The sequence below is a fragment of the Paenibacillus sp. 10L310 genome (genome assembly GCF_056395745.1).
Genome location: NZ_JBFTKC010000008.1, coordinates 133,621 through 146,629, shown reverse-complemented (window position 1 = coordinate 146,629; position 13,009 = coordinate 133,621). Strand labels below are relative to the sequence as shown.

Annotated in this window: 13 protein-coding genes; 9 read left to right on the top strand and 4 right to left on the bottom strand. The window is 47.0% G+C overall.

Going from position 1 to position 13,009, the window contains the following annotated elements:
- The first annotated feature begins 53 nt into the window (after window positions 1-53).
- The 6 genes from AC1DE7_RS18580 (at window position 54) to AC1DE7_RS18555 (ending at window position 6,582) form a co-directional block, all read left to right on the top strand.
- A complete protein-coding gene (locus AC1DE7_RS18580) occupies window positions 54-938 on the top strand; it encodes a carbohydrate ABC transporter permease (protein WP_036606829.1) in 885 nt (294 codons plus the stop codon).
- Window positions 938-1,765, top strand: coding sequence for a carbohydrate ABC transporter permease (locus tag AC1DE7_RS18575; protein ID WP_036607075.1), 828 nt, complete (start codon window positions 938-940; stop codon window positions 1,763-1,765). The genes AC1DE7_RS18580 and AC1DE7_RS18575 overlap by 1 nt, the downstream gene beginning before the upstream one ends.
- Before the next feature lie 42 nt (window positions 1,766-1,807).
- Window positions 1,808-3,370, top strand: a complete 1,563-nt coding sequence (locus AC1DE7_RS18570) for a glycoside hydrolase family 32 protein (RefSeq protein ID WP_477534943.1) — start codon at window positions 1,808-1,810, stop codon at window positions 3,368-3,370.
- A gap of 84 nt (window positions 3,371-3,454) precedes the next feature.
- Window positions 3,455-4,933, top strand: a complete 1,479-nt coding sequence (locus AC1DE7_RS18565) for an alpha/beta hydrolase family protein (protein WP_477534942.1) — start codon at window positions 3,455-3,457, stop codon at window positions 4,931-4,933.
- A 25-nt stretch (window positions 4,934-4,958) separates the two neighbouring features.
- Window positions 4,959-5,360: a MerR family transcriptional regulator gene (locus AC1DE7_RS18560; protein WP_036606833.1), complete on the top strand. Its 402-nt coding sequence runs from the start codon at window positions 4,959-4,961 to the stop codon at window positions 5,358-5,360.
- 166 nt (window positions 5,361-5,526) lie between these two features.
- Entirely contained in the window at window positions 5,527-6,582 is a 1,056-nt protein-coding gene (locus AC1DE7_RS18555) for a serine hydrolase domain-containing protein (RefSeq protein ID WP_477534941.1), read from the top strand.
- Window positions 6,583-6,668: 86 nt separating this feature from the next.
- Here the strand turns inward: AC1DE7_RS18555 and AC1DE7_RS18550 are convergent, their stop codons facing one another.
- The 4 genes from AC1DE7_RS18550 to AC1DE7_RS18535 form a co-directional block, all read right to left on the bottom strand.
- Entirely contained in the window at window positions 6,669-7,346 is a 678-nt protein-coding gene (locus AC1DE7_RS18550) for a succinylglutamate desuccinylase/aspartoacylase family protein (RefSeq protein ID WP_339191334.1), read from the bottom strand.
- A gap of 96 nt (window positions 7,347-7,442) precedes the next feature.
- Window positions 7,443-8,411: an ABC transporter ATP-binding protein gene (locus AC1DE7_RS18545; RefSeq protein ID WP_339191465.1), complete on the bottom strand. Its 969-nt coding sequence runs from the start codon at window positions 8,409-8,411 to the stop codon at window positions 7,443-7,445.
- A gap of 22 nt (window positions 8,412-8,433) precedes the next feature.
- On the bottom strand, window positions 8,434-9,234 hold the full coding sequence (locus AC1DE7_RS18540) for an ABC transporter permease (RefSeq protein ID WP_477534940.1): 801 nt from the start codon (window positions 9,232-9,234) through the stop codon (window positions 8,434-8,436).
- On the bottom strand, window positions 9,231-10,007 hold the full coding sequence (locus AC1DE7_RS18535) for an ABC transporter permease (protein ID WP_036606839.1): 777 nt from the start codon (window positions 10,005-10,007) through the stop codon (window positions 9,231-9,233). The genes AC1DE7_RS18540 and AC1DE7_RS18535 overlap by 4 nt, the downstream gene beginning before the upstream one ends.
- A gap of 305 nt (window positions 10,008-10,312) precedes the next feature.
- Between AC1DE7_RS18535 and AC1DE7_RS18530 the strand changes: the two genes are divergently transcribed.
- The 3 genes from AC1DE7_RS18530 (at window position 10,313) to AC1DE7_RS18520 (ending at window position 12,962) form a co-directional block, all read left to right on the top strand.
- Window positions 10,313-11,164, top strand: coding sequence for a DegV family protein (locus AC1DE7_RS18530; protein ID WP_036606840.1), 852 nt, complete (start codon window positions 10,313-10,315; stop codon window positions 11,162-11,164).
- A 152-nt stretch (window positions 11,165-11,316) separates the two neighbouring features.
- Complete coding sequence (locus AC1DE7_RS18525) at window positions 11,317-12,033, top strand: response regulator transcription factor (RefSeq protein ID WP_282320191.1); 717 nt, start codon at window positions 11,317-11,319, stop codon at window positions 12,031-12,033.
- Window positions 12,030-12,962 (top strand): sensor histidine kinase, encoded by a 933-nt coding sequence (locus AC1DE7_RS18520; protein WP_477534939.1) that lies wholly within the window; start codon window positions 12,030-12,032, stop codon window positions 12,960-12,962. The genes AC1DE7_RS18525 and AC1DE7_RS18520 overlap by 4 nt, the downstream gene beginning before the upstream one ends.
- The last annotated feature ends 47 nt before the right edge of the window (window positions 12,963-13,009 follow it).

Genomic DNA, 13,009 nt, shown 5'->3' with positions numbered 1-13,009 from the left:
TTGTTTCCGGTATAACCGCCAGGCTAATCATTTGGATAGAGTGGAGGTTGACAATGCTGACCGAAAAAGGATTATGGACACGTCTGCGCACCCGTCTGATCTTTACTGGCCCGACATTATTTGCGTTTGCTACGGTGATGATTATTCCATTTTTGTATGGTATTTATTTGACGTTTACGAACTGGGATGGCATTGCCATAGATCAAAACTTTGTTGGCTGGGATAATTACATCGGTGTGTTCAAGGACACCGTGTTCTGGAAATCATTTGGGATGACGCTGGAGTACGTATTTATTACCGTTGTGCTGACCAATGCGGTTGCCTTCCTGCTCGCTTACGTTGTAACTCGGGGAATGAAGGCACAGGGCTGGTTTCGGGCTGGATTTTTCCTGCCAAATCTGGTGGGCGGAATCGTGCTTGGTTTCATCTGGCAGTTTATTTTTAATCAGGTACTCGTCTTTGCAGGACAAAAAATGAATCTCACGCTGTTCTCCACCTCTTGGTTGGCTGATCCGGATAAAGCGTTCTGGGCTCTCGTTGTGGTGACCGTTTGGCAGTATGCCGGTTATATGATGGTTATCTACATTGCAGGACTGATGAATGTGCCGAAGGATGTTATGGAGGCAGCCAGCATTGATGGGGCAAGTAATCGCAAAATGCTGGCGCGCATTGTATTGCCATTGATGGTTCCTTCGTTTATTGTATGCATCTTTTTGTCACTGCAACGGGGATTCATGGTGTATGATCTGAACGTCTCTTTGACCAGTGGCGGGCCCTTCAAGAGCACAGAGATGGTATCCATGCATGTTTATGAGCAGGCCTTTCTTGCTCGTGACTACGGATTGGGTCAGGCAGAAGCCTTTGTTCTGTTTATCCTTGTAGCCGCCATTACATTGCTCCAGGTCTATTTCAGCAAAAAACTGGAGGTCGAGGCATGATGGCTGGACAATCGCGCATTCTCAACTGGATGAAGTTTATTGCATTAATCATTGTGATGATTTTGTTTGTATTTCCGTTTGTGCTTCTAATCGTCAATTCGTTCAAGGCTAACCAGGCAATTACCTCCGATCCGCTGGGCTTGCCAAGCTCCTTTCAATTCGATAATTACGTCAATGCGTTTGACAAAATGGGATATGTATCCGCATTCAGCAATTCGTTGCTCATTACCATTGCAGGTGTATTACTGATTGCTCTTTTTGCGGCGATGACAGCCCATTACTTTGTTCGTCACAAAAGCAAGGTGAATCAGTATCTCTTTTTCCTGATGGTAGCTGCGATGATTATTCCGTTTCAGGCCATTATGATTCCATTGGTTAAAATATACGGCTCGCTCAGCCTGCTGGATAACAAGTGGTCGCTGATCTACATGTATATTGGCTTTGGCAGTCCGCTCGCCGTATTTATCTACCATGGCTTTATCAAAAGTATTCCCCTGGAGCTTGAAGAAGCGGCTCTAATGGATGGCTGCGGCAGAGTGCAGACCTTTTTCCGTATCGTACTGCCAGTGTTACTGCCAACAACCGTAACGATTAGCGTACTGAATGTATTGTGGATATGGAATGATTTTTTGCTGCCATCCTTGGTGCTGACTTCATCCGAGCAGCGTACACTGCCGCTGTCCACGTTTTATTTTTATGGGACATACACCGTTGATTACGGTCCATTGATGGCTGGTCTGGTGTTGACCCTGTTGCCTGTCCTGATCGTTTATCTGTTTGCGCAGAAGTACATTATTCAGGGGGTCATGCAAGGGGCAATCAAATAAGTTCAGTCGGGTGATATAGAGAGAGACAGGAGTGAAGGACATATGAACCAGGAACGACACGAGAAGCAGGAAATAGACACAAGGCAAGAGACAGACCTTGGACTGACGAGTTCTTCGGCTCAAACAAAGGAGAGGTATACACTCGCCCGGGCCAACGCATATATCAAGGAGCATCGACATCAGGTTGATCCAACCTATCGAATGGCCTATCATTTGATGCCAGAGGTGGGCTGGATGAATGATCCCAACGGCTTCATATACTTCGGTGGGATGTATCATTTGTTCTATCAGCATTATCCCTATGAACCGGTATGGGGGCCGATGCACTGGGGCCATGCGGTGAGCCGTGATTTGGTTACGTGGTCTTACCTGCCTGTTGCACTGGCGCCCGATCAGAGCTACGACAGTGGAGGCTGTTTCTCCGGAAGTGCAATCGTGCAGGATGGCAAGTTGGTGCTGATGTACACGGGACATGTCGTGACTGGACCTGACAAGGATAACGATTACTTGCAGACACAGAATATCGCTGTCTCGGACAATGGGATTGATTTTGTCAAAAGCACGATCAATCCGGTCATTCGGCTGGATCAGATTCCGGAGCATACGAGTACGAAGGACTTCCGTGATCCGAAAGTGTTTGAACGAAACAGTGTGTACTATTGCGTCCTTGGATCGAATGATGCTGCGGGCAAAGGTGTCATTCTGTTATACCGCTCAACGGACTTGCTGGATTGGAGTTATGTCAACATTATGGCCCAGAGTGACGGGACGCTTGGCGACAATTGGGAATGTCCCGATCTGTTCACATTGGATGGCCGAGATATTCTGATCATGTCTCCGCAACGCATGCCTGCTCAGGGAAATAACTATCGCAACTTGCATTCGACCGTTTATATGATGGGAACGCTGGATGAAGACCAGGGTGTGTTGAAGTACGAGCAGTACGTTCCGTTGGACTGTGGCTTCGACTTTTACGCACCTCAGACGATGGAGGATGCACAGGGACGACGAATCATGGTGGCTTGGATGGATACGTGGGAAACGGAAATCCCGACACAACAGTCCCATGCCTGGGCTGGAGCGATGACGTTGCCAAGACAATTGATTCGTAGGGGAGAACGATTGATATTCCAGCCTCTTTCCGAACTTATACAGTACAGGTCGGAAGGCACCGAGCAGTATGGTATACATTTAAATGGTGATGAACATGATTTTGATCTTGGAATCAGTGGAGACCGTTACGAACTGTATGCTGTATTCGAAGCGGAACAGGCACAACACTTTGGGTTAAAGCTGCGCACGGGTGAGGATGAAGAAACCGTGATTTCCTATGATGTGGAGCAGCGTCGTTTATGCTTGAATCGCGAGCAGGCCGGACAAGGGCCGGGCGGAGAACGAGCTGCAACAGTGGAACTGCTTGACGGGAAACTGGAACTTCATATCTTTATGGATGTCAGCTCCATTGAGGTGTTCATTCAGCAGGGGGAGCAAGTGATGACAGGACGGATCTATCCTGGGCCGAACTCAACAGGTATTAAGGCTTTCTCGTCCGGAACGTGCACGTTGACCGAACTTCGGAAATGGGATTTACGAATTCCTCGATAAAATCTTTTCTAAAATACAGCCTTGACCTTGAAGTATGCTTCAAGGTTTATTCTTTTTTTATCAAGAAATATTGGAGGCTGAATAATGAGAATTTTAGAATGGATTTTGGTAATCGTGACAGTTATTAGCGCAGTGGTTATTTGGGTGGCTCCCAAACATCGGGTAGTGGGGGGCGGTACGTTGTCGGCACTGGCACTGGCTATCCTTTTGCATGGGGGAATGGATCATTTTCGTGTGCAGTTGATGCCTACCTATATCGTGGCCTTTGTTTTACTGATTGTATTGTCCGTTCAATTATGGAAGTCACGGCGCAATATTCAGAATACACAGAAACAGAAACGTCGATCGTGGTTCAAAACCATTTTGGCATCCATTCTGGTGCTGGCTCTTAGTGCAGGTACAATGGTGTTGACGTCGTTATTCCCTGCATTCACGATGCCCGAGTCGACGGGTTCATTTGCCATAGGAACCTTTTCGCAGCAGTTAACGGATGATTCCCGGGAAGAAACGAAATCGGTTGAACCGGGTGACAAGCGGGAACTCATGATCAATGTCTGGTATCCTGTAGATCAGGAAACAGCCAAAGGATTGCCGCTAGAGCATTATCCTGCCGAATTGGGAGAGGCGATCAGCCTGGTATTTGGTATTCCACCAGTGGTATTCAGTTACCTTGACACGATTCCGACGCATGTTGTTAAAGGTGCCGAGGTATCTGCCGCACAGAGCAAGTATCCTGTTTTACTGTTTTCACCAGGGATACGTTCTACTCGCTTTCAAAGTATGACCGCGATTGAGGAACTTGTGAGCAACGGCTACATTGTGGTTGGTATCGACCATCCGTATACATCTGCACAAGTTACATTCTCGGATGGCGATGTCGCTTCTTATCAGCCGGACCCTGACTTCCCAACCTCCAAAGAACTATATCAATATAATATAAAAGGTATAGGTATTCGTGCAGAGGATGCAAGCTTTGTACTGGACACTCTCACACAGTGGAATTCATATGATCCGAATCAATTGCTCGAAGGCAAGCTTGATCTGGATTCTGTCGGTATCTTTGGTCACTCCTACGGCGGTGCAACCACGGCGGAAGCGCTGGCTCAGGATGACCGTTTCAAAGCAGGACTTAGTTTGGAAGGCGGTTTCTGGGGTAGAGTATCCACAACAGCCTTGAAACAGCCGTTTATGTATATCATGTCGGGTGGGACAGCCAAAAGTCTGGACCCGGACGCCACTGCCAAGGATAAAGTATTTTATCCCGAGTTTGAGCCTGATTTGGATCGGGTGATGTCAAACAGTCTTAATGATACCTATTATCTGACAGTGGAGAATTTATTTCATCAAAGCTTTACGGATATTTCGTTAATTTCACCAAAAATGTTTGCCAGAGGTATGACGCCAGAACATAATGTGGATATTACCAGATCCTATACGCTGGCCTTCTTTGATCATTATTTGAAGGGGGAGGAGCAGCCGTTGTTGCAAGGCCCTTCATCTAAATTCCCTGAGGCCACTTATGATACCAAGTATACCAAGCTACGTCACCAAAAAGCGGAATAACCCAGCAGAAGGATGGAGGGTATCTATGGAAACCATGACAAGAGGAGAGCTGGCTAAGCGTACCGGTGTAAGTATGGCAACCCTCCGTTATTATGAGGACAGCGGGATTCTGCCCGCTCCCGGTCGTTCCTCCAACGGATACCGGGTGTATACTGAGGATTATTTGGTGAAGATTAAATTTATTAAGGATGCCCAGTCGCTGGGTTACTCTCTAAAGGAAATACAGGATACGTTACAGTTACTCAGTCAGGAAGACATGGAAAAGGAAACGTTAAAAACCCTTGTACGCGAACGCATCACTGACATTCAGAAGCATATTGACCATCTGGAACAGCTGCAGATTAATCTGGCACGACTGTTGCATACACCGGAGGACGATATCGACAATTATATTCAATCGTTCAGGGTGCAAAAGAAAGAGCCGTAATCGCGGCTCTTTTCCTGTTTAGCAGAAAACAGGAGTTAACTAACGAGCAGGGAATCGGAGATTTAGAAAGAATACATAGTGTAGTTTGCCAATACATAATGGTGTTTAACGTGATTTCAATAATTTCAATAATGAAACTCACACCACAAAAGGAGTAACATTTTCTATGAGGGATTTGCAAGGTTTTGTATCCGATTACATCAAAGGAAAGAAACATCTGCATCTTGAGATTGGCGTTATTACAAAGGGAGATATCGAATATCATTCATTGGGCAATCCCAAAAAGAAGAGCGTGGCTTCTCCTGAACACAGGTTGTTCGAAATCGGCTCTGTAACCAAAGTTTTTACATCGATCCTTCTGTTAGAATTGGAACGTGAACAGCAGCTTTCTACGGATGACACGGTTGGCAAGTACATATACAACGCTAAAAACGATTATTTGAATAAGGTTACCTTAAAAAGTCTTGCTACGCATACCTCTGGATTGCCTAGACTTGCCACAAATCTGAACCCCACGAAAAACCGATTGAATCCGTATTCAGATTATACCGAGGATGATTTACTTGCTTTTTTATCGGATGCTGACTTTGCGGATCAGATGGGTTCATTTGAGTATTCCAATACCGGGGTGGGCTTACTGGGCTATATCCTATGTAAAGTATCAGGCAGTACATATGACGATCTGCTGAAAAAATATATCACAGGTCCATTAAACATGACGGAGACAGCAGCTATGCTGAATGCAGAACAGAATGGCAGATTTTTAGATGGACATACGTCAACGGGGAAAAAGATGCCTCACTGGGATCTTAGTGTACATGCAGGGGCTGGGGCGATCAAGTCATCTGTTCACGATATGAGTTTATTTGTTCAGGCCAACCTTAATGATGATCATCCGGTAGCCTCTGCAATACAAAAAAGTCATGTTCCTATAATGATTGGAGATTCGGACTTATATTTAGGATGGCATAAGGATAAGCTCTTAGATCAGAATATTCTCTGGCATAACGGGGGGACATTTGGTTTTAGCAGTTATTTAGCCTTAAACAAGGAACAGGGTATAGGCATCGTATTATTGTCCAATTATTGTTTTGGATCAGCCTCAATTGTGGATGAGTATCTGGATGCGATATTCAAGTTTATAACTAAAAAAGACCTTTATCCACTCATGCCGCTGGATCCTGTGGGTAATAAAATACTGGAAGCCATGATGCAGAGATAAAAAAACACCTCCAATAGAGATCGCCTGAGGATGTACTTCGGCTCTCTCTGTTGGAGGTTTTTTTCGTTCTATCTTAATAGTCTTGATCATGACATACCTGCTTCACGCAGAAAATGGTGCACAATCTTCGTCTGATACTTGATACGGGTCGAGCGTTTCAGACTCCAACAGGTCTCCACTGTGACGGAACGGGCTTGTAATAGTCTTGAAGCCGCTGTACGGGCAGATCCCGGCAATTCATGTTGCTTGAGGTTAAAATGACGATCATGAATGGCAATCGACCGATTCATCCGTTCGATAACTCTTCTGCAAGCTGGAATCGTCCCACTGCCGGGATTAGTGATCAACGTCTGTCCAAGCACCCGTGAACTAAGCTGTGACAGGCCGTTAGCTTCATGCAGATCAAGCCACCAGTCGGCCCGATGTTCACGCGCCAGCTGAAAAACTGCCGCAGCGAGCGGATGCTTGGCCTTGCCTGACATACGACGTGGAAACGTACGATTCAGATCTGGCTTGCCTCTGATTTTCTTAGCGTAGGCTTGCTGGTTCACGCGTGGCACGATAATTAACAGCCCTCGCTGAATGGCGTGACGACCTGTCGCAATATCATCTGCGAGTTTTTGCGCAGCGGCCATACTCGCCGTTTCATTCCCGTGAACCCCGGATGTAATGAACATCACGGGTCCCGGCATCATGCCACGTACAATGAAGTAGGGAGTAGCGTGTACGGTGGATGCTAGAAGGACATGTTTGGTCACAAGCATGACGCTTCACCTCCGTTATTACAGTACGCCATGTCCCTCTTTCATGTAACGGCGTAAGAACAGGTCTTCATCCTATTTCCTCACAAAATGGGCCGACTAATATACCCGATGAATGATATCTTCAAAATCGGGTTCTTTCATCTCTACATCTTCAATCTCACCCCAGTGCTCCAACTGTTTCAGAATGTCCATTGTGCTCCATTCCTTCCGGTTCACTTCGACGGTGACAATCTGTCCTTCCATTCCAGTAATATGTATCGCGGACGACACAACATCCGGGATATAAAACGCTCCTCGGAACGTTACCCGAATCAGCGTAGGTAGTCCGATGGTTTCGCGAAGTGACGAGATCGTGCCGTCATATGTCAGTTGACCATGGTTAATCACCATGACCCGGCTGCATAACTGCTCAATGTCGTCCATGTCATGTGTGGTCAGCAAAATCGTTTTGCCAAACGTTTCATTTAATGTACGTAGAAATTGACGAATGTTCCGCTTTGCGTTCACATCCAGTCCAATCGTTGGTTCATCGAGAAAAAGCAGTTCCGGATCATGCAGCATGGAAGCTGCGAGATCGGCACGCATGCGTTGCCCAAGCGAGAGCTTGCGGACAGGCGTGGCCCAGAACGATTCAAGGTCCAGCAGCTCGGCGAACTGGGACAGCCGTCTCTTTTTGTCCTCGGCACTGACACCGTACATCTCGGCTAGAATATCATATGAATCTTTCACGGGCAGATCCCACCAGAGCTGACTGCGCTGTCCAAACACAACGCCCAGTCGACCAACGGTCCTGCGCCTGTCCTGATGTGGGTTCATACCGTCAAGCCTTACCTCACCCGAGGTTGGGTGCAGAATACCTGTCAGCATTTTGATCGTGGTAGACTTGCCAGCCCCGTTCGGACCGATGTAACCCACAAACTCCCCTGGGCCGATATCAAAACTGATATCGCGTACCGCTTCCTTGGACACATACTCACGTGAAAATAACGTACGTAGACCGGAGAAACGTCCTTCGCGAATAACAGGAGTTTTGAATTCCTTTTGCAGATGCCGTGCTGTGATCATGTTCATGATTCGTTACGCCTCCTTAGCTACCTGTACTTTGATATTTGGTCATGCCGAATTGCCAGAAACGCAGACTTGCAGCCAAACTCAGTACGGCAACCGCCGCAACAGCAACAAGAATCCACGCTCCTCCTTCACCCCGTAACAGGTAAAGTGACGGAATGTAGTTGACGAATCCTACCGGAATCACCGTAAACAGAATGCCAGACATCCATTTGGGATATAACGTTAGCGGATATTGGGCAGCCGTTCGAGCGGCATCTTCAGTGATCGTCTGTAATTCCTCGATACGTGTGGTCCAGAATCCCAGTGTGGCGGTAGCAAGTCCGATGGAAAAGAGAATGACTGCACCGGTCAGGATAATGAACAGGGAGAAGGGAATGGCTATCCAGCCAATCTGTCCGCTATGCATCATGCCTGCCAATGACCAGCAGAGAATGAACCCGCCTTGCAGGACTTCCCCAGCCATGATGCGGAAGTTTTGCGGCAACAGTGCCAGCAATACGGGCATGGGACGAGTTAACAGTTGATCAAGCTCACCATTAACCAGATATTTTTCCAGATGGTGAACCTCATTACCGAATGTCCGATACAGTGTTTTGGATAACGTCATGATGGCAAAGAGATAACCGATCTCATGGAGGGACCAGCCTTTAATGGCTCCGAATTTGTGCAGCACCAGAGCAACCATCAGAAACTCGGAGATCTGAATTAAAGCGGCCAGTACGGACGCCATGATGAAATTGAACTTGTATTGCATCCGGCTGCGGATGCTTGTTCGTATGAGCATTTTATATAAATTGAACCAGGAAGTTCGCTTCATCCGCCTTGTACCTCCACTTTACGACGTAACACTTGGGTAATCGCAAGACAGATCAACGTCATGAAGACACACCAAAGCAAGGTTCCCCATAACAAGGAGCCATCTTCGAAACCAAGATAGATTCGAGTAGGTACATAGAGCAGGAAAGGGTAGGGAGATATCCAGGCAAGTTGTTCAAGCCAGTTCGGTAGCCATTCCAGCGGAATGAAAAAACCAGCCAGCAGATTCATCATCGCGTGATTGCCCCAGTGAAGCCAAGAGGACTCCGTGGTCCACATCGACGTGGCACCAATGATGTAGTTCATACAGATGGATAAGTATGCGGCGCCGGCAAGACCAAGTGCGGCATAGAATAGTGTTGAAACGTCTGAGGGCCAATGCAGGGAAAAGACAATGGAGAAGAGCAGGTAGATCGGGATGCTTTTGTACACAAACTGGTAGGCAATCTGCCCCCATTCGCGTGCCATCAGGTGGGTGAACAGATGAACAGGCCTCATCAGATCCAGTGCGATCTGCCCTGTCCTGACGGATAAGGGAATACCCAATCCGTTCGTGAGAAAACCCGAGATCCAGAGAGAGGATTGCGTGAACGCAATGTAACTGATCATTCCCTGTGTCCCATATTCTCCGAGAGTATGGTCGGCCCCGATGCCGATCCAGAGGCAGGCATACATGTAACCAAACATGGCGCTTGCCAAGTTATGTACCATGTGTGCCCCGCGGTATTGCAGATTCCGGGAGTAGGCTTTGGAAGCCAGAGTGAAATAAAGCATGTGACACCTCCGATAAGTGGATTGAACGGCGTTTCCGTTCACTTCAGTCAAGGCGAAAAAGAGAGAAGGACAACAGCATACCAATTTATTCCTTCACAGGCAAGACATTTTTTTAGCTAATAATGGTATTAACAGGGGTGTTCATGATTGCGCCACAAGACAACGGTCTGTCCGTTCATTTATAATTGAGAGGTAGTATCGCAAACGTTTACAATGTGAAATATTCAAATTTTAAATAAACCGCCGGGCTTGTGCTTGACGATTGAAGATACAGAACGAACAATCCGGCAAGAGAGAAGGATGTCATGAAGAAAATTGCATGGGTCACCGATAGTACCAGTACACTGGATCCCGTTTTTGCGGAGCAAAATCATATCTACATCGTACCGCTGCGCATCGTATTTGGAGAGGAATGTTACCGGGAAACCGATGACATTACATCTGAAATGTTCTATGAGAAACTTGCGGAGGCTTCACGTGCGAGCAGTTCGCAGCCACCCATTGGCGAATTCATTGAACTGTATGAGTCGCTCAAAGACAAGTACGATGAGATTATTACGATTCATTGCTCTACAGAGCTTAGCGGAACGCTGCATACGTCCATGCAGGCTGCAGAGATTGCAGGAGTGACGGTGACCGCAATTGATTCGAAGGCAGGTGCCTATCCTCACCGTGAGATGATTATGCAAGGACTGGAATGGCAGAAGCAGGGATGTTCAGCTGCCGAGATCAAAGTAAACATTGAACAGATGATTGATAACATGTCTTTTTACCTCATACCGGCCAGTCTTCAACATCTTCACCGCAGTGGACGAGTGTCGGGCACACAGCTGATCATCAGTCAACTGCTCAAGATCCATCTGTTGCTTCGATTTGAAGAGGGCAAAGTGGTTGTGAATGAGAAGATTCGCACGTTCAAGCGGACAAAAGAGCGCATGCTGGATATGCTCAAGCTGGATGTGGAGAAAGTAAAGCATGTGTGCATTATGCATGCGAACAATCAGGAAGAAGCCGTCACGATCAAGAAGCAGATTGCCAATCTGCTCCCTAAATTAAAGACCGAAATCATGCCGTTTATCCCTGTGGTGAGTATTCATGCAGGTGCAGGAACCATTGGACTGTGCTGGATACACAGCGAGAACGGATATAGAGACTAGAAGCACCAGCATTGATCTACAGACACTCATAGACCTGGCAGGAAACACACTTATACCAAAGTGGTGCTCCTGTCAGGTTTTTTCGTATGTCATTGCCAATTCAAACAAACTGTGAGGTAATAAAGAAAACTGTTCATGTTGGAGGGAAACATGTGTTAAGTCACCGCTTGTTGCTTGTTGAAGATGATCGTTCAATTAGTGAGATGGTCGGGCCGTACTTGGAAAAAGAGGGCTACGACGTCACTTATGCATATGACGGCTTAGAGGCAGAACGTCAGTTCAGCCAGTCACAACCCGGGTATGATCTGGTTATTCTGGATCTGATGCTGCCCCGCAAAAGTGGGATGGATGTGCTGCAAACCATTCGGGCAGTCAGTCTGGTACCTGTGCTCATTCTGTCTGCGAAGGATGGGGAGGTGGACAAAGCATTAGGTCTGGGGTTCGGTGCAGATGATTACTTGAGCAAACCTTTCTCGTTAATAGAACTGACTGCCCGCATCAAAGCTGCGATTCGCCGCGCCAATTATACCACTCCGCCTGTGGCTGAAGTGGCTAAGGATCAGCGTATTCACATTGGAGGACTTGTAGTTGACATGGAGACGTACGAGGTGGAGCGTGAAGGGACACCCGTCAAACTGACATCCAAGGAATTTGGAATTCTGAAGCTGTTGGTTACCCATCCTGGCAAAGTGTTCACCAAGGCCCAGATCTACGCTTCCGTCTGGAACGATCATTATTATGGAGACGAAAATATCATTAACGTACATATGCGTCGTCTGCGTGAGAAACTGGAGGCAGACCCTTCGGCTCCCCAGTATATCAAGACACTCTGGGGCATCGGATATAAGCTGGAGGCGGAGCAGGGATGACACTGATTTTTGCCATCACGACGGGTATTCTGGCCATTGCCTTCATTGTATTGTGGTTGAAATTCCGGAAAAGAAACCAACACCTGACCTATATTCATCAGAAAATATCCGATATTTTGGATCAAGGCACCTTTGAGCGCTTGCTTGTATTCAATAGTGATGACCAAGTCAGTCAGCTTTTGAAAGACATGAACCAGCTGCTGGATCATGCGCACCGTGCAAAGGCCGGTTATGCAAACCAGGAGAAGGAGATGCGTAATATGCTCTCCAACATTTCACATGATCTGAAAACGCCACTCACCGTTGTGCTGGGTTATAGTGAGACCTTACTGCACAGCCCATCATTGACCGATCAGGAACGGAAGATTATGACGGAGAAAATACAAGATAAGGCGCAGGAAGTGCTGCGTTTGATCCATTCCTTTTTTGATCTAGCGAAGCTGGAATCTGGAGATACGGAGCTAGTGCTTAGTCGGGTGAATATAAGCGAATTATGCCGGTTGAAGATGCTTTCCTTTTATGAAATGTTGACGAATCTGGGGTTGCACGTGGAGCTGGAGATACCTGATGGTGATATCTTCGTGCAAGCGAATGAAGAAGCCTTGGACCGTGTGCTGGATAATCTCATTACCAATGGAATGAAATATGGAGCAGAGGGTAAGGTACTGGGACTTTCACTTGATCATTCAATAGGTGCACCTGTGACGTTACAGATCTGGGATCAGGGAAAAGGGATTCCTGAGAGCGAGCATAGCCGTGTGTTTGAACGCATGTATACACTGGAGGATTCCCGCAATCGACTCTATCAAGGCAGTGGCCTGGGTCTGACCATTACGAAACGGCTAGTTGAGCGGATGGGTGGAAGTATTCACTTGCATAGTGTGCCACATCAACGGACTGTATTCTCGGTTACCCTCAAGGCTTGGTAGACCCTGCGTTGGCGTGTCCGGTCAGACTTAAGGTTTTTGTAAGATTT